This is a genomic window from Streptomyces sp. C1-1 (assembly GCF_050214755.1).
Lineage (GTDB): Bacteria > Actinomycetota > Actinomycetes > Streptomycetales > Streptomycetaceae > Streptomyces.
Genome location: NZ_CP189826.1, coordinates 9,788,868 through 9,811,863, shown reverse-complemented (window position 1 = coordinate 9,811,863; position 22,996 = coordinate 9,788,868). Strand labels below are relative to the sequence as shown.

Below are 22,996 nucleotides of genomic sequence, written 5' to 3'. Positions count from 1 at the left end.
CTCGGATTGGCCGAGTGAGGCGAGACCTCGGAAGCGCGCTGAATTGGCCGATCTGGTCTCGAACTTGGACAAAAAGGATGAAGGCAAGGAGAGACGTCCCATGAGAGGGTTCGTCGTCACCAAGTACAAGGAGCCGCTGCAGGAGGCGGACGTCCCCGAGCCCACCGTGGGGGAGCACGACGTGCTTGTGCGGGTGGAGGCCGCCGGGCTGAACCCGCTGGATGAGAAGATCCGAGCCGGTGAGTTCAAGCAGATCCTGCCCTACAAGCTGCCCCTGATCCTTGGCAACGACGTCGCGGGCACCGTCATCGGCGTCGGGAGAGCGGTTCGCGGCTTCAAGCCAGGAGACGAGGTCTACGCCCGGCCCGACCAGGACCGCATCGGCACCTTCGCCGAGCGCATCGCCGTCGCGGAGGGCGACCTGGCGCTCAAGCCCGCCTCGATCAGCATGGAAGAGGCGGGCTCACTGCCGCTGGCGGCGCTCACGGCGTGGCAGGCGCTGGTGGAGCGCGGGAAGGTGCGGCCCGGGCAGAAGGTTCTCATCCACGCCGGCGCCGGCGGGGTCGGTTCGATCGCGATCCAGCTCGCCTCGCACCTCGGTGCGAGCGTCGCCACGACCGCCAGCGGTTCCAACGCGGACTTCGTTCGCGCGCTCGGCGCGGACACGGTGATCGATTACCGCACCCAGGACTTCGAGCAGCTCCTGACCGGCTACGACCTGGTGTTGGACAGCCTCGGTGGGGAGACTCTCGAGAAGTCCCTGCGGGTGCTCAAGCCCGGCGGCAGAGCCATCGGGATCGCCGGTCCGCCGGACCCCGCGTTCGCCCGCGAGGCCGGCCTGAACCCGCTGCTGCGCCTGGCGGTCGCAGCCCTGAGCGGCAAGATCCGCAGGCAGGCCAAGAAGCTCGGCGTGACGTACGAGTTCCTGCTCATGCGCGCCAGCGGCGACCAGCTCCGCCAGATCACCACCCTGATCGACCAGGGCGTGGTGCGCCCGGTCGTGGGAAAGGTGGTCGGCTTCGACCAGACCCCCCAGGCGCTGCAGTCCCTGTCTCAGGGTGGCATTCGCGGCAAGGCCGTCATCAGCAACAGCTGACCCGCCGCGACCGCGACGGGCGACACGAAACACACAGCGACACAGAACACGCAAGGAGAATCCGTCATGAGCAGCACCAACACCCCGAACGAAGCCGTCATCACCTCCTACGCGAAGGCCCCGGCCCGCACCGTCAGTACCGGTGGCGTCACCTACGCCTACCGCGAGCTGGGCCCGAAGGGCGGTATCCCCGTCGTCTTCTTCGTCCACCTCGCCGCGACCCTGGACAACTGGGACCCCCGCATCATCGACCCCGTCGCGAAGGGCCGTCACGTCATCGCCTTCGACAACCGCGGTGTCGGGGCGTCCACCGGCCAGGTGCCGGACAGTGTCGAGGCGATGGCCGACGACGCCTACACCTTCATCAAGGCGCTCGGGTACGACAAGATCGACGTATTCTCCTTCTCCCTCGGCGGCATGGTCGCCCAGGCCTTGGTGGTGAAGCACCCCGAACTCGTCCGCAAGCTGGTCCTCACCGGCACCGGGCCCAAGGGCGGCAAGGACATCGACAAGGTCGCCCGAACCACCTACTGGGACATCCTGCGCGCCACCTTGACCCGCTCGGATCCCAAGGAGTTCCTGTTCTTCAACCGCAACGCCACCGGCAAGGCCGCCGGGCGCGCGTTCGTCAACCGGCTCAAGGAGCGCGCTGTCGACCGCGACGCGGAGATCAAGGTCAAGGCGTTCCAGACACAGCTGAAGGCGATCAAGAAGTGGGGGCGCTCCGCCCCCGACGACCTGTCGTCGATCACGCAGCCCACCCTGATCGCCAACGGCGACAACGACCGCATGGTGCCGTCGGTCCTGTCGGAGGATCTGCACCGGCGCATCAAGGACAGCGAGGTGATCATCTACCCCGACTCCGGGCACGGCGGCATCTTCCAGTACCACCAGGAGTTCGCCCCCGTAGCGGTCGAGTTCCTGGCCCGATGACCAACGCCTGACCAGGAAGAGAAGGGCAACACCATGAGCACGTCACCGGCCGGCGTACCCCTGGAAGTGAAGAAGCCTCTGTCCTCCTCGATCCTGCTGTGGGTGCGCACCGACCAGCCCCGCCAGACCGGCATGGACCACTGGAAGGGCCCGCACTCAGGGATCATCGCCGCCACCCCGGGCCTGGAGGAGTACCGGCAGCTCCACCTCGCCGAGCACAACCCGGGCCGGTGGCCGGCCACCGACGGGATCCAGACCGCGATCCCCGCCGACCGGAAGATCGACGGCGTCGCGGAAGTCACCTTCCAAACGGCGCTTGCACCTCTGAAAGGGCGCAAGCAGACGAAGCTGGCCTACGCCGACGAGATCAACGTGTTCCGCCGCACCCTGCTCTACGCCGGCCCACCGCGCTCATCCCGCTGGTACGACGTCGCAGGCCCCGGACAGACGATCGGTGCCCGCGCTCTGATCTACCTGCGCCGCAGAGACGGGGTCGGCGCCGGCGCCTTCCGGAAGTTCGTCAACGAGCAGCTCGCACCCGCGCTCGCCGGCACCGGAGTGCTGACGGAACTGCGCACGCAGACGTTCCTGCCCTGGAGCGAACGCAGCGGACACCGCGCCCGTCCTCTTTCGCCGCGGGGCCCACCTGATTTCCGACGTCTTCGGCACCGTGGTCGACCGGCGTACCAGCATCGCGGGCGAATTCGAACGCGTCGGCGCCCTCTCCGGGCACGGGCCGATTGGCCAGGACTCACCACCCAGTGGCGCAGCCTGTACCCGCCGACACCGCTGCGAGTGGCGGCGGGGGAAGTGCCCTGGCAGTGGACGAACTACACCGGATGATGCGCGGACGAGTGCGCGCCGAGCATGGCCTGACCAAGACTTCACCGAGACCGACCGAGCCGACCTCGCGATGCCTGGCACCGCCCGAGCCCGTGGCCCGACAGCCGCGATGGTCTGTCCCCACGGTGGTGCCCCGCTGCTGATCAGGCTGCTGCCGGATCGACCGCCGATGTCATCCGCCGCTCGACGGCCGCGACGGTGCATCCCTTCTCGACACCGGCCGGCCAACTGTTCGAACGCCATGGATCACGGGGTCCCAACGTGAAGAGATCACGTCGGGACCGAAGAACAAGCTCAGGCGTCCGTGCTGTGCAGGTCCGGGTAAAGCGCCTCGACCGGGCCGCTCAGAGCCGCCTTGACCCTCTGGGTCAACTCGTCGGCCAGGACCTCGTATTCTCCGGCCTCGACGGCGTCGTAGACCGTCGTCACCAGCTGCGTCGGCAGCATCTTGGGTCCGTCGGCGTGCGCGGCCATATCGGTGTCGACGTAGCCCATGTGCACACCCGTCACGTGGACGCCCATGGGTGCGAACTCGATGCGCAGCGAGTTGGTGGCCGACCACAGTGCGGCCTTGGACGCGCTGTAGGCGCCGCCGAAGGCATACCAGCTGGCAACGGAGTGCACGTCGATGAGGATCGACCCCTTCTTGGCGGCGAGGACCGGTGCGAAGGCGCGGGCGAGGAAGACCGGCCCGAAGAAGTTCGTCTCCATGTTCGCCCGGATGTCCGCCTCGGTGACGTCCAGCAGGCTCGCGCTCGGCGGGATGGCGCCCGCGTTGTTGACGAGCACGGTGACATCCGCCGCGGCGCCGACGGCCGCGGCGATCGACGCGCGGTCGGTGACGTCAAGGGTCAGGGGGACGATGCGTTCATCGTCCCAGGCGCGGGGGGAACGGGCGGTGGCGTACACCTTGGCGGCGCCCCGTGCCAGGGCGTCGTGGACGAAGTTGGGTGCCGATGCCGCCATTGGCGCCGGTGACAAGGACGACAGATCCGTCGAGAGAGGGTATTGATTCCTTCTTTCCAAGGGGAGGTGAAGTGCGCGGCGATGCACGGATGGAGCAATGACTCCTCGCCCGGCCATGGAAGAATGAGCGGAGCCACATTGGAGCCCACGCGGTAATGACTGCCATCACAACCGAGTGCAGTCAGAATTTACTCCTGGAGGACACCGCCCATGTCTGTCGCCTCCCAGTCGATCGGACGGCGCGAGCGGAACAAGCAGGAAAAGCTCGACCGCATTGTCGCTGCCGCCAGTGAGCTGTTCGCCGAGCACGGCGTCGATGAGGTCACGACCCAGCAGATCGCGGACAAGGCCGACATCGGCACCGGGACCTTGTTCCTTTATGCCAAGACCAAGGGCGAACTCCTCCTGCTTGTGCAGAACGCCAAGTACGCCGAAGCGCTCGAGCAGGGCCGGGCGGACGCCGAGACCGTCCCAGGCGTGCTGGACGCGGTGCTGGCGATCGTCCGGCCGATCGTGGAGTGCAACCGCACCCAGATCGACAACGGACGCACCTACCTGCGAGAGATGGCCTTCGGTGACCCCGAGGAGCCCCGGCACAGCGAAGCACTCGCCATCGTCGCGCAGGCCGAGGAGGCCATCGCCGCCGTGCTGCGCCGAGACGAGCGGGTCGCAGAGGGCGACGCCGCGACGCTGGCACACATCGTGTCCGCCGTGATGTTCCTCAGCATGGCGGCGAGCGTGAACATCGCCTTGAGCGTCGAGGAGATCGTGCAGGACATCCGGGGGCAGGTTGACGTCCTGCTGCCTCGCTGAAGCGCGGCTCATCACGACGCCGCCACCACTCGCACTCGAACTCCGCCCGGTCGTCCATGGACGCATCACGCCAGTCCCGCCTGCCTCGCACGAACCACAGGAAGTCGAAGTACGTGCGCAGGTCCCGGGCATGGGCGGCCTGGGTGTTCCACGGCGAAGACGCCAGCCACACCGAGAAATACCGGTTCAACGCCACGTCGTACCCGCCCGCCGGACTGATCAGGAAGGGCTGCCCCTGGGGCACCCCCCAGATCGTCCAACCCCTCACCGAGATAGGCGAACACGGAGCTGAACTCCCGCATGAACGGGGTCATTTCCCGCGGCCACGCCAGGTCTCGACGGTTGAAATGCGCTCGCCAACCGGTGATCGACATGACGCTGGGCGATAGTCCGTGGACAGCTCAACAGCGCATAACCGAAGACTGCCGGATACCAAGGCACCCGCTGATTGTCAGTGGCGCCTGCAAGACTCCTTGCATGATTGCGAAGCTGCCCTTGGACAGCCCTCGTTGGCGGGGTCTTGACGGCGTGAAGGTCGAGGAGATGCAGGTACTCCTGGAGCAGTTGGCCACCGCGGCTGCCACCGGGGGCGGCGATGCGTGGCGGCGGAGCTGGACGGATGTGTCCGGCGGCCTGATGGACGACGGGGTCCTCGCCGACGGGGCCTACGCGGCCCTCCCGTATGTCGTCGAGGCGGCAGCGGTCCTTCCTCCTGGGCAGACCGTGGACTTCTGGGTGGACCTCGGCTTCATGGTGAGCGCCGACTACCGGCCCCCCGTCCCGGCCGATCTTGAGGAGGGGTTCGGCGCCGCACTGCGGCTGGCCGAGCGGGCGGCCATCCGAAGCCTTCTCGCCGCTGGTGCGCCCGGGCAGGTTTGTGCCCAACTCGCCCTTGCTTGCGTGGCCTTGGCCGGCCACCCCATGGGCGAGGTGCTGTGGCAGCTCCCGGATGACCAGGAAAGCGACCTGCTGTTGTCGTGTCCCGCTTGCGAAAGCGACACGGAGATCCCCGACTTCTTCACGGACCCGGCGCGTTTGCCCTGCGAGGCTCCGCTGCTGCCCGAGCCCGCCCCCGTCCGGGAGGAAGGGCATCCCTGGAGTGAGGCCGCCACGGTATTGCGGGCGGAGGAGCTGGGGGAAAGGTGGGAGGCCTTCCTGCGGGTGGCGCGCGACGTCGCGGTCAGGGGGGTGCCCCCCGAAACACCAGGACAGGCTGTGCTGTGCCTGGTCGCCGGGCTGGTCGCCGTGAGAGGTACCCCGCAGCAGGCGGCAGGGGAACTGGCCAGCCGACTGATGTCGCTCACCGGGCACTTCCGGTGCTGGGACTGTGAACGGACGTGGACGATCGCGGACGGCCTGGTGGAGAGCCCGGACGGTGCGCTGCCTCAACCCCGTCCGGCCGGGGCAGGTACGGACTTTGACGGGTCGGCTGCCGGGAGGGAATCAGCGGTGGCCGGACAACCCAGCCGAGCGGCGACCCGGCTGCGGCAGGAAGACAGCGCCGTGGTCGCGGCCGACGGCACACCCTGGGGCCGTATAAGGGTGTTCTCCCAATCCGTGCCCGATTCGCCTGGGAGTATCGACGCCCTGGCGGTGATCTCCCACCCCTTCCGCGGGCCGACCCTCGTGGCCGGCGCCGGAGACAAGGGCGTGGTGTGTCTGTGGGACGTGACCGACGGCCGCCTCGTCCACGACCCGCTGCCAGGACATCCTGACGCCGTCCGATCGATGACCACCCTGCCCCTCCCCGACGGCCGCGTCCTCGTGGCAAGCGGAGGCGACAGCGGGACGATCGCCGTGTGGAACCCCCTCACCGGGCAGCCGGTGCGCGAACCTGCAGGCGACTGGCCCGGCGGGGTGACCGCGATGTGCACCGCCGTCGTCCCCGACGGCCGCACCCTGCTCGTCACCGCCACCCCCAAGGGCGCTGTCCGGATGTGGGAACCGGACAGCGGTGAGTGCGTCAGGCGCCTCAACCCCTACGGCAGTCCGATCCGGTCCCTCACCGCCGTCCCGATCTCCGCCCACCACACGCTGATCACCGCCTCGGACACCGCGGGCCGCGTTCACGTCTGGGATCCAGCCGTCGACGACCCCTGGGACCGCGGCGCGGCCGTGCAACTGAGCGCACGCGCCCTCGCCGATGCCGACCACCGGGCGGCGGCCGTGGAGGCTGTCCGGACACCCGACCGAACCCTGCTGGCCACGGCGGACGACCTTGGTGTCGTCATGCTGTGGGATCTTTCCACCGGTGACCCGGTCGGCGATGCTCTGCCCAGTTCCACAGGCACGGCCGGCTCGCCGCTCATCACCGCCGCCACCCCGCACGGCGGCCGCACGGTCCTGGTCATTGGCACCCGTCACGGTCGCCGGCTGCGGGTGTGGGAACCACAGACCGGGGCGCTGCAGCACATAGCCTTGGACGTGTCGCTCACATGCCTGGCCACCGCGGGTGCGCACCTGATCGTCGGACATGGCCGCGGAGTCCTCAGCCTCCCGCTCACCCGGCAGTGAACGCCGTCGGCCACTCCCCCGTCCCACCCGTCGCGCGGAGGAACGCTGGCGCCTGGAGACCGTCGGGGAAGTGCATGCCACGCCCGTGGTGGTGGACGGAACTGTGTACGTCGGCAGCGACGACGACTTTTACGTGTCCGTGACCAACTCCACCGCCTTCAGCCCCACCGACACCATGCCGCTGTCCGCCCGCGCCAAGCTGCTCATGAGCGTTCAGAGCATCGCGGCGCTCCTGACCTCCTTGCGGGTCATCGTCCGAGCGTCAGCATCCCGCACTGACCACCCAGCCGATGTTGATCTCGGCCGGCCTGGGGCAAGTGATGTCTGTCAGACGGTCCGCACGATGATGCCGTTGTCTGCCACGGGCCCTGCTGCCCGGCGTTTCCGTCATCGAGGGGCCCGGCCCCTCGGAGGAGACCGCGACGCCCCCGATCGTCGAGCGCAGCGGAAGCACGGGCCGGGTCTGGCTGCTGGCCGTCCTGGCCCTGATGGTCATGCTGTGCGAGGGCGCCGCCAACGACTGGAGCGCCGTGCACCTGAAGGACGTCCTGGGTGCGTCCGCCGGCTTGGCGGCCTTCGCTTACGGCGCCTTTGCCGCGGCCATGACCGTCGGCCGTCTGCTCGCCGACCGCTTGGTCATGCGGTTCGGTTCCGTGGCGATCCTTCGCCACGGCGCGACCATGGCCGCGATCGGCATCACCCTCGTGGCCCTCGGCCCGAGCGTGTGGGCCGTGTTCAGCGGCTGGGCGCTGTTCGGCCTGGGCCTGTCCGGATGCGTCCCTCAACTGTTCAGCGCGGCCGGGCACGCTGATCCCTCGGCCGCCGGTGCCAACGTCTCCCGCGTCGCCGGACTCGGCGACGTCGGCATGCTCGCGGGCCCCGCAGTGATCGGCTGGCTGACCCATCTCGTCACCCTCGGCCACGCCTTCGTGCTGTTGACCCTGTTGTGCGTGACCACCGCCGTGGGCGCCCGCGTCCTGCGCACCGAGTCCGACCGCACCCACGGGCAGGAGATGACAGTCGGCAGCCGTTGACCGCTTGTGCGGCACGGCTTCTGACAACCGTGCCGCACAAGCCCTCACCTCCCAGGTCACCGAGGAGCCCGACCGCTCCCCAGGCGTGACATCCGCTGCCGCATTTCAGCTTGCGGGGACGGTGTCCTCGAAGTTGGTACCTCCCGTGCGATAGGCGTTGATCTTGGCCGTGACCTGTGCCGGGGTCAGAACCTGGTCCTTGACGTGGAGGACGTAGTCGACCTGTTCGTCGTAGGAACGGGCCGTGGTGCTGCTCAGGCCGCCGAAGTCGATCAGCCACTGGTTGAAGTTGATCGACATGCCGCGCTCGGGCAGGTAGGCGGCGTCATGGGTGCCGAAGAGCTGGCCGTCGATGTAGTACTTGATGGTGGAGTTGTCGATGGTCAGCAGCAGGTCGTGCCAGCCGGCGTAGCTCTGTCGGGACTCGGTGTGCTGGTTGACCGCCTGCCAGGGGTCGGGGTTGTAGGTCTCCCAGGACGTCGTGTAGAGGATGTCGGAGGACTCGCCCCAGCCGCCGTTGGGGAGGTACTCGAAGTCGTACTCCGAGTAGTCGTCGGACATCGGGGCCTTGAGGTCGTTGATGGTGAAGAACGTCTGGACGAGGTGGTCGCCGTCGGGTCCGGAGACCGGCGCGTCGGCGAAGCGCACCCGAGCGGCATAGGTGCCGTTCTTGAACTTCATCGCCTTGGTGAGCACTTCGGTCTGCTTGGTGCTCTCCCCGGTGCCCGAGGTCGAGGTCCGCAGGTTCATCACGGAGTTGCCGCCGGTGCTGGAGAAGGTGACGTTCTCCGGGGCCCAGGTGGCGCCCGGCACTCCGGGGCCGCCAAAGTTGGAGCGGACGTTCCAGCCGTTCGCGGAGATCCTCGGATCGCTGGAGGTCGTGTAGTTGAAGTCGTCGAACAGGCTCTGCCCGCCGGTCGGGGGGTCGGTGGGCGGGTCCGTGGGCGGGTCGGTCGGGTCGTTGCCCTCGGGGGCGATGCCCCATACGCTGCTCCCCGCCAACTGGGCTGTGATCTTCGGCCAGTTCGCGTACGACGTCTGGGAGGCTCCGAAGGAGTAGTCGTCGCTCTGGTTCAGGGTCTGCCAGTCGGCTCGGTAGAACCGCAGTTGCATGTCTCCGGTGTCCTCGCCCGGGGCGAGGACACCGGCCCCCGAGGTGAAGCCGATGTCGAGGTAGCGGTCGGCGGAAGCCGTCGGGTGCGCGAGCGTGCCGAAGGTGCCGGTGATGTTGGCGCAGCCCTTCACCGCCCACGAGCAGGCGAAGCGGTAACTGGGGCTTCCTGCGTCGGCCTTGAAGTAGTAACGCACCTTCAGGCCGGAGAGCTGGACGGCGACGGAGCCGGTGTTCTTGACCTTGATCCAGGGCTCGACCTGGTCGGCCGTGGCGCCCGGGGCGCTGGTGCGGTACTGGACGGTCACGGGTTCGCCGGCGGCCGTGGCCGTGCCGGTGAGGGCGGCCAGACCGCCCGCTGCGGTGGCCATGGCGACGGCGGCCGCCACGGCGACGCGCCGTCTATGGGGAGCGGACGTGATGGTGGGGGTGGTGGGGGGTTCCATGGTGCTCCTTCCGGAGAAATCTGCCGTTCGGTTGGTCGGTGCGGCTCAGGCATGCCGGCAAAGGACGCCGAGGGAGATCACCCCCATGAAGATCGCTCCGCGAAGGCACCGAAAGAGACTTGACCAGTGGAGTAACTGGATAGGTGACCTCTTACTGGCGATGAAGGTGGCATAGACCAATCGAAGCGTCAACCCCTGGCGGGAGTAACGAATTTGAGGGGTAATCACCGGTGGCCCACCGCACGGCACCGCCTGATCGGACTACACTCCGGTTGACCAGCTCCTGGCCAGTGGTCAAGACCGAGGCAACTGGTCAGGTACGTTACGGGTACGGCTGAAGCGGGAGCGGCACGATGAAAGCTGGCGCGTCGGGGGCGGTCCTCAAGCGGGAGCGCGTTCGCGATCACATCCTGCAGCTCATCGAGGCACGCCGCCCAGGAGACGCAATTCCTTCCGAACGGTCGTTGTGCGCCGAGCTGAACGTGTCGCGGCCAACCCTGCGCGCGGCTGTCGACGAACTCGTCGCTGCGGGACTGCTGGTGCGGGAACACGGGCGTGGGATGTTCGTCGCACCCGAGAAGATCACCCAGGAACTCGTCTCCGAATCCCAGGGCATGACGCTCCCTCAGGCATCGGGCACCTGGTCCAGCCGCCTGCTGGAGTTCACCACCATCGCCGCCGGCGCCCGCGTAGGCCGCAAGCTCAGCCTCTCCCCCGCCGCGGACATCGTCTACGCAGCCCGGCTGCGACTCGTCGACGGCGCGCCTATGGCGATCGAGCACCTCCATATCCGCGCGGACGTGGTGCCCGCCCTCACCACACAGGAGCTCGAGGCGGGCGAGCTGTACGAGCACCTGCGCCAGCGCCACCACGTCCAGGTCAGCGATGCCGTGCAAAGCATCGAGCCCACGGTCGTCAGCCAGGCCGAGGCGCGCCTCCTCGAGGTTCCGCACCTCTCGCCCGCCCTGCTCTTCGAACGGCTCACCACCGACGACACCGGACGGCCCGTGGAATACGTCCACTCCATCTACCGCGGTGACCGCTACCGCATCGTCTCCCGCCTCACACTCAACTCCTCGCCCACGGGTGGACAGGCGCCCGCGACGGGCCTCGCCCCGGGCATGGAACCCGCCACAGACACCCGCTGGGAAGTCGCCCCGCCCACCCTGCGCTGAAGGCACGCCAACGTGGGAGCCGTCCTCCAGACGGATACCGGCCTCGGTCCCGCCCGTACAATCTGTTCCGAACGACCGGACGGACCGCAGGCCCTCCGGTCCCGCCGAGGAGACTCAGGGAGCACGCTTGCCCGGCCAGCGATCCATCACCGAAGCGGAAAAGCTCGCGGAGGCCAAGCTGGGAGGCGTTCCCGTGCGGCGCGAGCAGATGCTGGCCGTGGCCAACATCTATCGAGCCGCCTCCACTGTGCGGCACCACCTGGAGAACTCCGTGCTGCGCGGCTCGGACCTGACCTGGACCGCGTTCGTCGTGCTGTGGGTGGTGTGGGTCTGGGGGGAGTCGGAGACGCGGCACGTCGCCGAGGAGGCGGGCATCTCGAAGGGGACGCTCACCGGCGTCTCCCGCACGCTCGAATCACGCGGGCTGCTGCGTCGGTCCGCCCATCCCACGGACGGGCGGCTGGTCCTGCTGTCCCTCACCGAGGAGGGCGAGGAGTTCATGCTCCGGGTCTTCCCGGCGTTCAACGAGGAAGAGGCGTTCGTCACCTCCCGGCTGACCGACGAGGAATGCCTCAGCCTCGCCGACGGGCTGCGCCGAGTCGTGCTGCAGGTCGAGGAGCAGGGCGAGGACAGGCGCCGGGCTCTGCTGAACGGCGAGGAACCCGCGCCCCGCCGCAGCGGACGTCGGTCCCGGGGCTGACCGAGCCGTTCCCGGGCCCGCCCGTCAGCCGCACCTCCCTCGCCAGTGGACGTAGCGTTCCACCGGGTCGCCGTCGACCTGCCAGGGCCACGGGCACACCAGGTTCTCCGTGGCGTCGAAAGCCAGTCGGGCCTCTGCTGTCCGGCCTGCCTTCGCGAGGGCGTAGGCGAGCAGGTTGAGGTCGGCGACGCGGGCCGCGTGGCGCAGGTGCCCGGCCCGGAGCCAGTGGGCCGTGGTCCGGTCCAGGAGGCGCGTGTTCTGAGGCTGTTCCCAGTACCGGGCGGCGACCAGTGCGCTCAGTCCGCTTCCGGCCAGCTCGCGGTGGTATTGGTCGACGGCTGCCGTGAGCGGCAGGCAGGCGGGCGGCATCTGGGGTGGCATGACCGTGACGACGTCGTCGAGGAAGTCCCTTCGCGCCGCCTGGCTGCCCTGCCCGTCCGGCGACAGGTGGACGAAGATCGTCAGGTAGGCCTCGCGGTTCCAGGGGTCGCGGGCGGCGATCTCCTTCCAGACGGGCGTCAGTTCGGCGCTCGTACGTCCCTCGACGCACAGGGCCGCGAGCAGGGCCACCCATGGCGTGGGGTCGGCGGGGGCCGCCTCTGCGGCACGCCGGCACGTGTCCCGTGTGGCGGCCGCGTCGTCGAGCCGGCCGGTGAGACGCGCCGTGAGTACGTCGGCCCAGGCGTGCAGCACAAGGGCGTCGGCGCTGCGCGGATGTTTCAGACGCCAGCGCCGGGCGAGGGAGGGCGCGGCTCCGGCCAGTACCGTGACCCGGTGGCCGCGTCGGTCCCAGTCGCCGTTCGCCTCTCGCAGCAGCCGCTCGGCCTGGGCGACCAAGATGTCCTGGCGTCCCGCGCCGGGTGCGCCGGCGAGGGCGCGCAGCACACGGCCGAGCGCCACATCGTCGAGTTCCGGCGCCAGACGCGGGGCTTCGGCGGTACGGCGGCCAAAGAGCGCCATCAGCAGCGGCCTCGTCTCAGCGTGTCGCGTGCGCGGCGTGCACCAGCGCGTCGAAGAGACGCTGCTGGGCGGGGTCCTCGTGCGCGGTGTCCTCGGGGTGCCACTGCACGCCGACGAACCAGTCCCGGCCGTGGGAGAGTTCGACGGCTTCGACGGTGCCGTCAGCCGCGCGGGCGGTGACGGTCAGTCCCTCGCCGAGCCGGTCCACGTGCTGGTGGTGGTAGCAGGACGCCTCGGCCTTGTCGGCACCGGTGATCCTCGTCAGGGTGGAGCCGGGGGCGAAGGAGACAGGGTGCCGGACGTGCCGGTGTTCGCGCTCGGGACCGCCCATGTCCTGGTGCAGGGTGCCCCCGAGGACCGTGTTGACCACCTGCATGCCGCGGCAGACGGCCAGCGTCGGAAGACCGCTCGCGAGGGCCTGCCGGGCCACCTCGAGGTCGAAGGCGTCCTGCTCGTCGTCGACGTCGTAGACGGCCTCGTGCGAGTCGGCCGCTCCGTAGCGGTGGGGGGCGATGTCGCCGCCGCCCGGCAGCAGCAGGCCGTCGAAGCGGGCGAGCCGGGTGGCGACCTCGGCGGGGTCGGCGGTGCCTCCGGGTGCGTGCGGGTGGAGGGTGGCGGGTTCGCCGCCGGCCCGCCAGACGGCCTCGATCAGGGCACGGGCGTTGACCTCGGCGGCGTAGCGCAGGGCGGAGGTGGTGGCGGAGAAGCGGGCGGGGATCGCGATCAGCGGGCGGAGGGTCACAGCTGGATCCAGGTGGTCTTCACTTCGGTGTACTTCTCCAGGGCGTGGGCGGACTTGTCGCGTCCGTTGCCGGACTGCTTCATGCCGCCGAAGGGGACGGTCAGGTCGCCCTCCTCGTAGCAGTTGACCCAGACCGTGCCGGCCTTGAGGGCACGGGAGACGCGGTGGGCGGTGGACAGGTCGGATGTCCACAGGCCGGCGGCGAGGCCGTACTCGGTGGTGTTGGCGAGGGCCACCGCCTCGTCGAGGTCGTCGAAGGTGAGGACGGACAGCACGGGTCCGAAGATCTCCTCGCGGGCCAGCCGGCCGGCCGGGTCGACCTGGTCGAAGACGGTCGGTTCGAGGTAGACGCCTCCGGTCTCGGTGAGGGTCCGCGCGCCGCCGGTGCGCAACCGGGCGCCGTCGTCGACCGCGGTGCGGACGTGGCCGAGCACGCGGTCGAGGTGGTCCCGGCCGACCAGGGCGCCCATCTCGGTGGCGGGGTCGAGGGGGTCGCCGACGCGCAGTGCGCGGGCGCGCGCCACAACTGCCTCGGTGACCTCTTCGGCGATGGACGAGTGCACCAGCAGCCGGGAGGGCGCGGTGCACATCTCGCCCTGGTTGAAGAAGATGCCCCAGGCCGCGGTGGCGGCGGCCTTCCCCAGGTCGGGGGCGTCGGGCAGGACGATGTTCGGGGATTTGCCACCCAGTTCCAGCCAGACCCGCTTGAGGTTGGAGTCGGCGGCGTAGCGCAGGAAGTGGCGGCCGACGGCGGTGGAACCTGTGAAGGCCAGGACGTCCACGTCGGGGTGGAGCCCGAGGGCGCGGCCCGCCACCGGGCCGTCCCCGGCGATGACATTGAGCGCACCCGGCGGCAGCCCTGCCTCGAGGGCGAGTCGGCCGAGCAGGAGCGCCGAGAGCGGTGAGTTCTCCGAGGGCTTGAGCACGACCGTGCAGCCGGCGGCGAGGGCCGGGGCGATCTTCCAACCGGCGAGCGTCAGAGGGAAGTTCCAGGGGACGACCGCGCCCACGACTCCGGCGGGTTCCCGGGTGACCAGGGCGAGCGCGTCCGGCGCGGTGTGCGGGGACTCGTCGGTGAGCTTGTCGGCGAGCTGGCCGTACCAGCGGAAGGTGTTGATCACGGCACGCAGCTCGATGTCGTGGGCGTCCGTGATCGGTTTGCCCATCTCCAGGCTGACGGTGAGCGCCAGTTCGCTCCGGTGCTCCTCCAGGAGATCGGCGAGGCGGATCAGGATCCGTCCGCGTTCGGCGGGGGCCAGGCGCGGCCAGGGGCCGTGGTCGAAGGCCCGGCGTGCGGAGGCGACGGCCGCGTCCACCTCGGCGGCGCCGGCGTCGGCCACCTCGGCCAGGACCTGCCCGTCGCGGGGCGAGACGACGGGGAACGTGCTGCCGCCCCCGAACTCGTCGGCGCCGTCGATCAGATGGGCGGTGTGCGGGGCGAAGTTCTTGGCGCGGTGCAGCCAGTCGTCGTGGGTGGCGGGGGTCATGCGGTCCTCCAGACCACGTCGTTGAAGCGCTTACGAAAGAGAAGAGGGCACTCCCGCGGGCGCGCGCCCGTCCGAGGTACGGGCGCGCGCCGAGGAGAGGAGGGTCAATGCGTCAGGGGTGCGGCGCGTCGCCGGCGTATCCGCTCGTTGAGCACGCCGAGCGCCATGACGACGGGCACGGTGAGAACCAGCCACACGGCCGTGCTCGTCTCGCCGCCGATGAGGATGGTGAAGTTGGCGAGGATGAGCCAGATCGCGCCCGCGAGGCCGAGTGCGCCCAGCACCGGCGCGACGAGGGTGTTCCAGGTCCGGGAGTCCGTGCGCCGGCGGCGGAAGTACACCACGACCGACACCGAGGTCAGTAGGTAGAGCAGCATCATCGCCAGGACGGCCAGACCGCTGAACCAGGAGAACAGGGTCAGCACCGGGTCCTTGTCGGCCAGCGCGAACGGCACGACCAGGACGGCGGCGATCAGGGTCTGGACACAGCCGGCGATCCAGGGAGAGTGCCGGGGGTTGAGGCGGCACAGGCCCGCGGGAAGCTGCCCGTCACGGCTGAGGGAGAACAGGTAGCGGTTGGCGGAGTTGTGGAAGGTGAGGATGCCGGCGAACAGGGAGGTGGCCAGCAGGACCGGCAGGACGTCGTTGACCCAGCCGCCGAACTGGTCCGCGATGGGGGCGAAGACGAAGCCGGCGGAGTCCCCGGCGGCCAGCGCCTTGCCCGCCGCGCCGGGCGCGTGTGAGGCGCCGTATGCGGAGATGAGCATCCAGGAGGTGAGCGCGAAGAAGCCGGTGACCACGACCACCGACAGGTAGGTGGCCCGCGGCACGGTCTTCTTCGGTTCCCTGGCCTCTTCGCCGTAGATGGCGGTGGCCTCGAAGCCGAACATCGACGCCACGGCGAACATCACGGCGACTCCGGGGGCGCCCTGGAGCGCCGCCGACGTGGAGAAGCTGTCGGCCGCGCCGAGTCCTTCGGGGCCGCCGCCCTTGAACAGGGTGACGAGGGCGAAGACCAGCAGGATGCTGAACTCGGCGAGGACGAAGACGGCGAGGATCTTGGCGCCCATCTCGATGCCGGCGGCACCCAGTGCCTGGACGACCGCCATCGTGACCAGGGCGTACACCCACCACCCCAGGTGGATCCCGGTGTGGGCGGCGACGAGGCCGCTGACGATCGAGCCGTACAGGCCGTACATCGCCGCCTGGATGACGCAGTACGCGAACAGGGCGACGCTCGCGCTGCCCGCGCCGGCCGTCCGGCCGAGGCCCGCGCCGATGTACGTGTAGAAGGCGCCGGCGTCGACGACGTGCCGCCCCATGGCGACGAATCCCACGGAGAAGAGGAGGATGACGGCCCCGGCCACCACATATGCGGCCGGTGTGCCGGATCCGTTGCCGATGGCGATCGAGATCGGGGCAGCGCCGGCGATTCCGGTCAGCGGGGCCTGGCCGGACAGAACGAAGAAGAGGATGCCCAGGACGCCCAGGGCGTTGGGCTTGAGTGCGGCTGAAGTGGGGGCGTCCCGTACGGTCCGCTCCGCGGAGGCCGTCTGACTGTCCACTCGGATCACCTGCCAGAGAGGGGGAGGATCGTTTCAGGCCAAACGAGTTGCCTCATCCTGGGGCCGAACTATCCGTTTGACAAGGGGGTGGGAGCAGGGAATCCCGCCGCTCGCCGAATTCTTACAGCGCCGTGACCAGTGAGGGCCGGCAGCGCAGACGCCGGTACACGGCCAGGGCGTCGGGACAGCGCGGATCAGCGCTCGGCCCGGCCCTCCGCCAGTCCCTCCAGCAGGGTCCGCAACTCCTTCAGCGCCTCTTCGGTGACCTCACGCTCACCGAACACCAGCTGGTGCAGCACCAGGCCCTCCAGCGCCGCGAAGACCAGCCGCGAGGTGCCGCGCTCCACCGTGCCCGGCAGCATGCGCGACAGCTCACGCCGGGTCGCCTCGAAGTACTCCTCGTACAGGTTGCGCAGGTGCGGCAACAGCTCCGGCCTGCGTCGCGCCTCCAGCAGCAGCTCGTACTGGAACGCCTGCAGTTCGGGACCGGACTCGACCATCTGCGTCAGGCCGGTGGCGAAGTCGGAGGGCCTGCCGGTGCCGATGTCGAGGGCGCTGCTGCTCAGCGAGGTACGGATGGCGTGGGTGACGGCCTCCTCGATCAGCGCGTCCCGCGACCCGAAGTGGTGGACGACCAGCCCGTGCGTGACCCCGGCCTCCTCGGCGACGGCCCGGTAGGTGAGCTTGCGCAGGCCGCCCCGGGCCACCACGCGTACGGCGGCGTCCAGCAGGGCGGTGCGCCCCGTCCCGTAGTGCGTCACGCGCTTACGGCTACGGCGCTCACCTGCGGGCTCGACGGAGTCGGTCATGCCGACGACCCTACCGGCGGGGCTCCGGTCAGCGCCGCGGAGGGCGGATGCCGCGGAACTCCCAGTCGCCGCCGAGCGCGGTGGAGAGCACCTCCTCGGACTCGGTGGGCTGCGCCCCGACGTCCGAGCGGATGGCGGTGGGACCGGTGACGATGTGGTTGGTGAGCCGTCCCAGGCCCTCGGCCTCGACCTCGACGACGTCGCCGGGCCGGACGGGCCGGGAGTTGGCCGGAGTGCCGGAGAGCAGGACGTCACCGGGGTACAGGGTGATCGTGCGGGCGATGTCGGCGACGAGGTAGTGCATGTCCCAGGTCATCTCGTCGGTGGAGCCGTCCTGGACCACCTCGCCGTTGACGTAGGTGCGCAGCCGCTTGCCGTGGAAGTCCCAGTCGGTCACCAGGCCGGGACCGAGGGGGCACAGCGTGTCGGAGCCCTTGACGCGCAGCATCGAGCCGGCGTCGGTGTCGCGGAAGTCGTGCAGGCCGTAGTCGTTGGCGACCGTGTAGCCGGCGATGTACTCCCCCGCCTCGGCCGGCGCGATGTTCCGGGCGGTCCTGCCGATGACGATGGCGACCTCGCCCTCGTAGTTGAGCCACTTGCAGCCCTCTGGACGCACGATCGCGCCCTTGTGGGAGTTGAGGGAGGAGGTGGGCTTGTGGAAGTAGGTGGGGGTGCCGGGCAGGCCGATCCGGAATTCGTCGACCCGGCTGCGGTGGTTGAGGTGGACGGCGATGACCTTGGAGGGGACGACAGGCGGCAGGTGCCGCGCGTCGTCGATCTTGACGCGGCGGCCGTCTCCGGCGACGAGTTCGTCACCGTCCCGGACGGTCTCGACGACTGCGCCGTCGAGGAGGATGCGGCGGTACTCGGGCATGGCAGGAGCCTTTCTGCGGGGCTGGGCGGCGTCGGCTAGGCGCGGCTGTGCGGGGTGCGGGGTGCGGTCGGCGCGGGCAGCCCGTCGCCGGTCCAACCGTCGGCCGGGCGGTCGAACCACAGGTGGACCTGGCCGGTGCCGATGGAGTTCTCGTACTCGCCGTACTGGCGGGCTCTGGCGGTGCAGGCCTGCTCGCCGAGGGCGCCGGCCATCATCAGGTAGTGGAAGAACTTCGCCTCGGGCTTGTACTTCCAGAACGCGTCCATGGTGTCGAGGACCTTGTCGTGGCGGCCCTCCTTGAACCAGGCGATGCGCTCGAAGTCCGCCTCACGCGCCTCGGGCGTGAAGATGTGCGCCGGGTCGCTGGCCTCGTGGTCGCGCAGTTCGCGCAGCGGCCAGAAGGTGTGCGAGAGGGCGCCGGAGGCGATCAGCAGGACGCGCCGGCCGGGGGTGGCGGCGATGCCGTCGGCGAGCGCGCGGCCCAGGCGCAGGTGGTCCTCCATGTCGCCGGTCTGGCACACGCCGATGGTCACCCACCGCTTGTCCGGCAGGCCCTCGCCGAGGAATTTCCACAGGTTGATCGTGGCGTAGTAGATCGGCAGGTAGGCGTCGTCGATCGGGGTGATCCAGGTGCCGTGCTTGTCGGCGAAGGAGGCGATGTTGTGCGCGAGTTCGGGGTCGCCGGGGAAGTCGTAGGGCATGCGGCTCATGCCGCGGGGCAGTTCCTCGGAGGTGAACAGGCCGGCCCGGCGGTCCTGTGCGGTGACGACGAACTCGACGGTGGTGGCCCAGTGGGAGTCGAGGACGACGACGGTGTCGTAGTCGTCGCGCTCGAAGACGTCCTCGCGGAGCTGCTGGAGGCCGGTGACGAGGGTGATCTCCTTGCCCTCGTTCAGCTCCAGCCTGTCCGCCTCAGGCAGCACGACGGTGGGGACGTGGGCGAGCAGGCCCGCCCCGACGATCTCACCCATGGTCCTTCCATCCCTTCGGCGCGGTGACGGTGTTCTTGATGTCGCAGTAGAAGTCGAAGCTCCAGGTGCCGCCCTCGCGGCCGACGCCGGAGTGGCGGGAGCCGCCGAAGGGTGCCTGGAGGTCGCGGACGAAGAAGCAGTTGACCCAGACGGTGCCCGCGACCAGCTGTGCGGTGACCCGCTCGGCGCGCTCGGGGTCGCCGGTGGCGACCGTGGCCGCCAGCCCGAAGCGGGTGTCGTTGGCGAGGCGTACGGCCTCCTCCTCGGTGGCGAAGGTCTGGAGGGTCAGGACCGGGCCGAAGACCTCTTCCTGGACGATCTCGCTGTCCTGCGCCACGTTCGTGAGCAGGGTCGGCGCGTAGTACAGGCCGTCCCCGCGGTGGCCGCCGATGACCGCGTGGGCGCCGGCCGCGAGGGCCCGCTGCACGAAGCCGTCGATCTTCTCCAGCTGGCGGGGGTGGATGTTGGGGCCGATGTCGGTGGCCTCGTCTCGGGGGTCGCCTTGCGCGAGACGGATCGCTTTGTCGACGAATCGTCGAGTGAACTCGTCGGCGACGGTCTCCTCCACGAGGATGCGGGTCGCGGCCAGGCACACCTGGCCGGCGTTGTCGTACTGCTCGACGGCGAGGTCCACGGCGAGGTCGAGGTCGGCGTCGGCGAAGACCAGCAGCGGGGACTTGCCGCCGAGCTCCAGGCTCAGAGGCGTCAGGTTGGCGGCTGCCGAGGCGGAGATGTGCTGGGCGGTGGGCACGGAGCCGGTGAAGCTGATGCGCCGCACGTCGGGGTGCGAGGTGAGGGCGTCGCCGATCTCGGAGCCGTAGCCCTGGACCACGTTCAGGACGCCGGCGGGCAGTCCGGCCTCGGCCGCGATGTCGGCGAGCAGCGAGGCGGTGAGCGGTGTCCATTCCGCGGGCTTCAGGATCACCGTGTTGCCGGCGGCCAGCGCGGGGGCGACCTTCCAGGTGGCCAGCATCAGCGGCGCGTTCCACGGGGTGATCAGCACGCAGGGGCCGGCCGGGTCCCAGCTGACGTGGTTGGTGTGCCCGCGGGTGTCGAAGTCTTCGTGCTGCAGCGTCAGCAGCCAGTCGGCGAAGAAGCGGAAATTGTGGGCGACGCGGGGCATGACGCCACGGCGGTGCGAGCGCAGCAGGGCGCCGTTGTCGGTGGTCTCGACGACGGCGAGCTCTTCGAGGCGCTTCTCCACGCCGTCGGCGATGGCGTGCAGGATGCGGGCGCGCTCGGCGCGGGGGGTGGCGGCCCAGGCGGGGAAGGCGGCCTTGGCGGCGGCGACGGCCGCGGCCGCCTCCCTCGCGGTTCCCCGGGAGATCTCGCCCAGGGTGCTGCCGTCGATGGGTGAGACGTCGGTGAAGGTCCCGGTGGAGGCGACGCGCTCGCCGCCGATGAAGTGCCGGGTGTCGACGGCGACGCCGCCGACGGTGGTCAGGTGTGCGCTCATGGTCGCGGGGCTCCTGGAAGTCGTGGGGGCGGGTTCACTCGGCGCCGGACGTGCCGGACTCCAGCAGGCGTCCGCCGTCCCAGACCACGCCGACCTGCCGGTAGTAGGCGGCGATCGGCTCGCGGATCTCCAGGCGGGCCAGCTCCTCCGTGGGCGCCTCGAACAGCTCCAGTTCGGCATCACCCGCCCAGGGCTGTCCGCCCTCGAAGGAGGCGGCACCGGACTCGATGAGCTCGTCGAGGGCGAGGCCCTTGCCCTTTTCGATGGAGGGCAGCCAGCGGTGGTGGGCCATGGGATGGCCGTTGACGAAGCCGTTGGTCTCGGACGGCTCGCGCAGGGTGACGACCGCCTGGGCGAGGCGCCGGTCGGCGGCGGCGAGGGTCGCGCCGAAGCGGGCGCCGGCCTCGATGCGCGGGGCGGGCCCGTAAGGGTGCGGGCGGGTCTGGTGGATGGAGCCGAGCTTCTTGGGGTAGCCCTGGTGCAGCCCGCGGGCGATCGCGAAGTCCTTGTCGACCCAGATGAAGACGCAGCGGGTGTAGGTCTGCCCCTTGTACTTGCAGCGGACGACCGCGAACGCCTCCTTGTACTGGGCGAGCACCGGGTCCAGCAGCTCGTCGCCCGACGCGGAGCAGGACTGCCAGTCGGCCCAGATCAGCGCGACCGCGCCGGGGTCCTCGTCGGCGAGCTGGAGCGGCTCGGGCAGCAGCTCCCGTACGCGGGCCGGGTCGGTGCGGTACTCGATGGTGAGCAGGTCGCCGGAGTAGCGCCACGGCGGTGCGGGGATCAGCGACGAAGCACCCGTCGCGGTCTTGGGGTGGAAGTATCCACGGACACGGGTCACTGGGATTCCTTACGGGGTTGCGTGGAGCGTTACGCGGTGAGGGCGGGCTGCTTGAGCAGTTCGGCGCGGTGGCGGGCGGCGGCGGCAGCGGCGGCCTGACCGCCGAGGGCGACGACACCGACCAGCCGGCCGGCGACGTGGTAGCCGACCAGGACGTCCCCGTCGAGGTCGCCTTCCAGGACGCGTACGTCCTCCTTGCCGAGAGCGGGGGCGCCGAAGGACTGGAGGCGGAAGTCGTGCTGGTCGCTCCAGAACGTCGGCAGCGGAGCGAACGGCGCGAGGTCGGCCTCGGTGCCGTTCAGATGGGCGGCGAGGAGCCGGGCGGCGTGCTTGGCGGTGTCCGTGGGGATCGACCAGTGCTCGACGCGGCGCGGTACGCCGTCGTAGCGGGCGTTGGGGAAGCGGGCGACGTCGCCGACGGCGATCACGTCGGGGCGGCCGCCGACCCGCAGGTGCTCGTCGGTGAGGACACCATCGGTCAGGTCGAGGCCGTTGCCGTCGAGCCACTCGGTGTTGGCGACGGAGCCGACGGACTCGACGACGACGTCCGCGGCGAGCACGGTGCCGTCGGCCAGGGCCACTCCGGTGACCCGGTCGTCGCCTTCGAAGCCGGTCACGCCGGTGCCGAGGGCGAAGCGGACGCCCCGCTGCTCATGGCGGTCGCGCAGCGCTTTCGCCAGCAGTTCGCCGAGCGGGCCGACCATGGGCAGCGGCAGTGGGTCGACCACGGTGACTTCGGCGGCGCCCAGGGCCACGGCGGTGGCGGCCACCTCGCAGCCGATGAAGCCCGCCCCGACCACGACCACGCGGACGCCCGGCCCGGTCAGCGCCTCGCGCAGGTCCCGGGCGTCGGCCAGGGTCCGCACGGTGTGCCGGCCGGTGGCGGGCCCGGGGCAGCGCAAGCGCGGCGGACGCATGCCGGTGGCGACGACGAGGCCGCCGTACCGCAGAACCTCACCGTCATCGAGTTCGACGATCCGCCGGTCGAGGTCCGCGCGCACGGCCTTGGTCCCCAGCCGCCACTCGACGTCGGCGACGGCGGCCCGGGGCCGGAAGGCGAGCGACTCGAAGGACGCCTTGCCCGCCAGCACCTCCTTGGACAGCGGCGGCCGGTTGTACGGCATGTGCGGCTCGTCCCCGACCAGGGTGATCGGCCCGTTCCAGCCGGCAGCGCGCAGCTGCTCGGCGGCGCGCAGGCCGGCCATGGAGGCGCCCGCCACGACGATGGGTGCGCTCACGGCTCAGTCCTCGATCCGGATGGCCTGCAGCGGACAGACGTCGGCGGCCTCCTCGACCTCGTCACGCAGCGCGTCGTCGGGGTCGGGCACGTAGGCCAGGCGGCCGTCGTCGTCGAAGCGGAAGACGTCGGGGGCTGCGAAGACGCACTGGCCGTGGTCCTGGCACTTGTTCATGTCGACGACGACCTTCATGGCCGGTCCTCCTGGTACTGAGGGGGCGTCGGAGAGGGAAGAAGAAGGGGCCCGGACCACTCGGGGGCCGGGCCCCGGCCAAAGGGTGCGCAAGTCACCGCACCCCAACTCGTTTGGCTTCAAACAACATAGGAAGCCGGAGACCTCTGGTCAATAGCTATCCATGTGGATAAATTTTTGCGTCGACACCCTTGCGGGGAGGTGGCCGACCTCCCTACCGTTTGGCACCA

At 70.1% G+C, this 22,996-nt stretch carries 21 protein-coding genes and 1 pseudogene; 9 read left to right on the top strand and 13 right to left on the bottom strand.

Translation table 11 applies throughout. The features are described 5' to 3' along the window. Window positions 1-100 precede the first annotated feature (100 nt). The 3 genes from ACQF4J_RS44790 to ACQF4J_RS44780 all read left to right on the top strand — a co-directional run bounded on the left by ACQF4J_RS44790 (window position 101) and on the right by ACQF4J_RS44780 (window position 2,872). On the top strand, window positions 101-1,096 hold the full coding sequence (locus ACQF4J_RS44790; protein WP_351571667.1) for an NADP-dependent oxidoreductase: 996 nt from the start codon (window positions 101-103) through the stop codon (window positions 1,094-1,096). A 66-nt stretch (window positions 1,097-1,162) separates the two neighbouring features. Then, window positions 1,163-2,029, top strand: coding sequence for an alpha/beta fold hydrolase (locus ACQF4J_RS44785; protein WP_351571670.1), 867 nt, complete (start codon window positions 1,163-1,165; stop codon window positions 2,027-2,029). A 33-nt stretch (window positions 2,030-2,062) separates the two neighbouring features. Next, window positions 2,063-2,872 carry a hypothetical protein gene (locus tag ACQF4J_RS44780; RefSeq protein ID WP_427168405.1) on the top strand — a complete coding sequence of 270 codons (810 nt, stop codon included), beginning with the start codon at window positions 2,063-2,065 and terminating at the stop codon, window positions 2,870-2,872. A 294-nt stretch (window positions 2,873-3,166) separates the two neighbouring features. Here the strand turns inward: ACQF4J_RS44780 and ACQF4J_RS44775 are convergent, their stop codons facing one another. Continuing rightward, entirely contained in the window at window positions 3,167-3,838 is a 672-nt protein-coding gene (locus ACQF4J_RS44775; protein ID WP_351803281.1) for an SDR family oxidoreductase, read from the bottom strand. A gap of 210 nt (window positions 3,839-4,048) precedes the next feature. Here ACQF4J_RS44775 and ACQF4J_RS44770 point away from each other — a divergent pair, with 210 nt between their 5' ends. From ACQF4J_RS44770 to ACQF4J_RS44755, 4 genes and pseudogenes are all read left to right on the top strand, one after another. Next, window positions 4,049-4,651 (top strand): TetR/AcrR family transcriptional regulator, encoded by a 603-nt coding sequence (locus tag ACQF4J_RS44770; protein WP_351571679.1) that lies wholly within the window; start codon window positions 4,049-4,051, stop codon window positions 4,649-4,651. Window positions 4,652-5,128: 477 nt separating this feature from the next. Further along, window positions 5,129-7,165, top strand: coding sequence for a WD40 repeat domain-containing protein (locus tag ACQF4J_RS44765; protein ID WP_427168404.1), 2,037 nt, complete (start codon window positions 5,129-5,131; stop codon window positions 7,163-7,165). After that, window positions 7,125-7,280: pseudogene (locus ACQF4J_RS44760) on the top strand (PQQ-binding-like beta-propeller repeat protein); the annotation flags it as partial. The gene ACQF4J_RS44765 and the pseudogene ACQF4J_RS44760, both read left to right, overlap by 41 nt. A 373-nt stretch (window positions 7,281-7,653) precedes the next feature. Further along, window positions 7,654-8,199, top strand: a complete 546-nt coding sequence (locus ACQF4J_RS44755) for an MFS transporter (protein WP_427168403.1) — start codon at window positions 7,654-7,656, stop codon at window positions 8,197-8,199. Window positions 8,200-8,304: 105 nt separating this feature from the next. On the opposite strand, the gene ACQF4J_RS44750 is transcribed toward ACQF4J_RS44755, so the two are convergent. Continuing rightward, window positions 8,305-9,756 carry a cellulose binding domain-containing protein gene (locus ACQF4J_RS44750; protein ID WP_427168402.1) on the bottom strand — a complete coding sequence of 484 codons (1,452 nt, stop codon included), beginning with the start codon at window positions 9,754-9,756 and terminating at the stop codon, window positions 8,305-8,307. Between the two features lie 353 nt (window positions 9,757-10,109). On the opposite strand from ACQF4J_RS44750, the gene ACQF4J_RS44745 reads away from it, so the two are divergent. Continuing rightward, the gene (locus ACQF4J_RS44745; protein ID WP_427168401.1) at window positions 10,110-10,931 is read left to right on the top strand and encodes a GntR family transcriptional regulator; all 822 of its coding nucleotides are present in this window, start codon (window positions 10,110-10,112) and stop codon (window positions 10,929-10,931) included. A 127-nt stretch (window positions 10,932-11,058) separates the two neighbouring features. After that, window positions 11,059-11,631 carry a MarR family winged helix-turn-helix transcriptional regulator gene (locus tag ACQF4J_RS44740; RefSeq protein WP_351571692.1) on the top strand — a complete coding sequence of 191 codons (573 nt, stop codon included), beginning with the start codon at window positions 11,059-11,061 and terminating at the stop codon, window positions 11,629-11,631. Between the two features lie 24 nt (window positions 11,632-11,655). Here the strand turns inward: ACQF4J_RS44740 and ACQF4J_RS44735 are convergent, their stop codons facing one another. From ACQF4J_RS44735 to ACQF4J_RS44685, 11 genes are all read right to left on the bottom strand, one after another. Then, complete coding sequence (locus ACQF4J_RS44735) at window positions 11,656-12,591, bottom strand: hypothetical protein (protein WP_427168400.1); 936 nt, start codon at window positions 12,589-12,591, stop codon at window positions 11,656-11,658. Between the two features lie 16 nt (window positions 12,592-12,607). Beyond that, window positions 12,608-13,333, bottom strand: a complete 726-nt coding sequence (locus ACQF4J_RS44730) for a gamma-glutamyl-gamma-aminobutyrate hydrolase family protein (protein WP_351571698.1) — start codon at window positions 13,331-13,333, stop codon at window positions 12,608-12,610. Then, window positions 13,330-14,820 carry an aldehyde dehydrogenase gene (locus ACQF4J_RS44725; RefSeq protein WP_351803275.1) on the bottom strand — a complete coding sequence of 497 codons (1,491 nt, stop codon included), beginning with the start codon at window positions 14,818-14,820 and terminating at the stop codon, window positions 13,330-13,332. The genes ACQF4J_RS44730 and ACQF4J_RS44725 overlap by 4 nt, the downstream gene beginning before the upstream one ends. A gap of 104 nt (window positions 14,821-14,924) precedes the next feature. Beyond that, window positions 14,925-16,385 (bottom strand): APC family permease, encoded by a 1,461-nt coding sequence (locus ACQF4J_RS44720; RefSeq protein ID WP_427168399.1) that lies wholly within the window; start codon window positions 16,383-16,385, stop codon window positions 14,925-14,927. A 194-nt stretch (window positions 16,386-16,579) separates the two neighbouring features. Next, entirely contained in the window at window positions 16,580-17,194 is a 615-nt protein-coding gene (locus tag ACQF4J_RS44715) for a TetR/AcrR family transcriptional regulator (protein WP_351571706.1), read from the bottom strand. Window positions 17,195-17,222: 28 nt separating this feature from the next. Continuing rightward, window positions 17,223-18,068, bottom strand: coding sequence for a fumarylacetoacetate hydrolase family protein (locus tag ACQF4J_RS44710; protein ID WP_427168398.1), 846 nt, complete (start codon window positions 18,066-18,068; stop codon window positions 17,223-17,225). Window positions 18,069-18,103: 35 nt separating this feature from the next. After that, window positions 18,104-19,039, bottom strand: coding sequence for a 3,4-dihydroxyphenylacetate 2,3-dioxygenase (locus ACQF4J_RS44705; protein ID WP_351806866.1), 936 nt, complete (start codon window positions 19,037-19,039; stop codon window positions 18,104-18,106). After that, on the bottom strand, window positions 19,032-20,495 hold the full coding sequence (locus tag ACQF4J_RS44700) for an aldehyde dehydrogenase (RefSeq protein ID WP_427168397.1): 1,464 nt from the start codon (window positions 20,493-20,495) through the stop codon (window positions 19,032-19,034). Before ACQF4J_RS44700 ends, ACQF4J_RS44705 begins: the two co-directional genes overlap by 8 nt. A 34-nt stretch (window positions 20,496-20,529) precedes the next feature. After that, window positions 20,530-21,336, bottom strand: a complete 807-nt coding sequence (locus ACQF4J_RS44695) for an acetoacetate decarboxylase family protein (RefSeq protein WP_351806862.1) — start codon at window positions 21,334-21,336, stop codon at window positions 20,530-20,532. Between the two features lie 29 nt (window positions 21,337-21,365). Next, on the bottom strand, window positions 21,366-22,574 hold the full coding sequence (locus ACQF4J_RS44690) for an NAD(P)/FAD-dependent oxidoreductase (RefSeq protein WP_427168396.1): 1,209 nt from the start codon (window positions 22,572-22,574) through the stop codon (window positions 21,366-21,368). Between the two features lie 3 nt (window positions 22,575-22,577). Further along, window positions 22,578-22,766 carry a ferredoxin gene (locus ACQF4J_RS44685; RefSeq protein ID WP_142148151.1) on the bottom strand — a complete coding sequence of 63 codons (189 nt, stop codon included), beginning with the start codon at window positions 22,764-22,766 and terminating at the stop codon, window positions 22,578-22,580. Between the last annotated feature and the right edge of the window lie 230 nt (window positions 22,767-22,996).

What these genes read in the sequence shown, in the direction of transcription:
- ACQF4J_RS44745 (WP_427168401.1), top strand. Translation starts at nt 10,110, where the DNA reads ATGAAAGCTGGCGCGTCGGGGGCGGTCCTCAAGCGGGAGCGCGTTCGC.
- ACQF4J_RS44735 (WP_427168400.1), bottom strand. Translation starts at nt 12,591, where the DNA reads ATGGCGCTCTTTGGCCGCCGTACCGCCGAAGCCCCGCGTCTGGCGCCG.
- ACQF4J_RS44725 (WP_351803275.1), bottom strand. Translation starts at nt 14,820, where the DNA reads ATGACCCCCGCCACCCACGACGACTGGCTGCACCGCGCCAAGAACTTC.
- ACQF4J_RS44685 (WP_142148151.1), bottom strand. Translation starts at nt 22,766, where the DNA reads ATGAAGGTCGTCGTCGACATGAACAAGTGCCAGGACCACGGCCAGTGC.
- ACQF4J_RS44790 (WP_351571667.1), top strand. Translation starts at nt 101, where the DNA reads ATGAGAGGGTTCGTCGTCACCAAGTACAAGGAGCCGCTGCAGGAGGCG.
- ACQF4J_RS44715 (WP_351571706.1), bottom strand. Translation starts at nt 17,194, where the DNA reads ATGACCGACTCCGTCGAGCCCGCAGGTGAGCGCCGTAGCCGTAAGCGC.
- ACQF4J_RS44775 (WP_351803281.1), bottom strand. Translation starts at nt 3,838, where the DNA reads ATGGCGGCATCGGCACCCAACTTCGTCCACGACGCCCTGGCACGGGGC.
- ACQF4J_RS44755 (WP_427168403.1), top strand. Translation starts at nt 7,654, where the DNA reads ATGGTCATGCTGTGCGAGGGCGCCGCCAACGACTGGAGCGCCGTGCAC.
- ACQF4J_RS44700 (WP_427168397.1), bottom strand. Translation starts at nt 20,495, where the DNA reads ATGAGCGCACACCTGACCACCGTCGGCGGCGTCGCCGTCGACACCCGG.
- ACQF4J_RS44780 (WP_427168405.1), top strand. Translation starts at nt 2,063, where the DNA reads ATGAGCACGTCACCGGCCGGCGTACCCCTGGAAGTGAAGAAGCCTCTG.
- ACQF4J_RS44705 (WP_351806866.1), bottom strand. Translation starts at nt 19,039, where the DNA reads ATGGGTGAGATCGTCGGGGCGGGCCTGCTCGCCCACGTCCCCACCGTC.
- ACQF4J_RS44750 (WP_427168402.1), bottom strand. Translation starts at nt 9,756, where the DNA reads ATGGAACCCCCCACCACCCCCACCATCACGTCCGCTCCCCATAGACGG.
- ACQF4J_RS44765 (WP_427168404.1), top strand. Translation starts at nt 5,129, where the DNA reads ATGATTGCGAAGCTGCCCTTGGACAGCCCTCGTTGGCGGGGTCTTGAC.
- ACQF4J_RS44770 (WP_351571679.1), top strand. Translation starts at nt 4,049, where the DNA reads ATGTCTGTCGCCTCCCAGTCGATCGGACGGCGCGAGCGGAACAAGCAG.
- ACQF4J_RS44785 (WP_351571670.1), top strand. Translation starts at nt 1,163, where the DNA reads ATGAGCAGCACCAACACCCCGAACGAAGCCGTCATCACCTCCTACGCG.
- ACQF4J_RS44710 (WP_427168398.1), bottom strand. Translation starts at nt 18,068, where the DNA reads ATGCCCGAGTACCGCCGCATCCTCCTCGACGGCGCAGTCGTCGAGACC.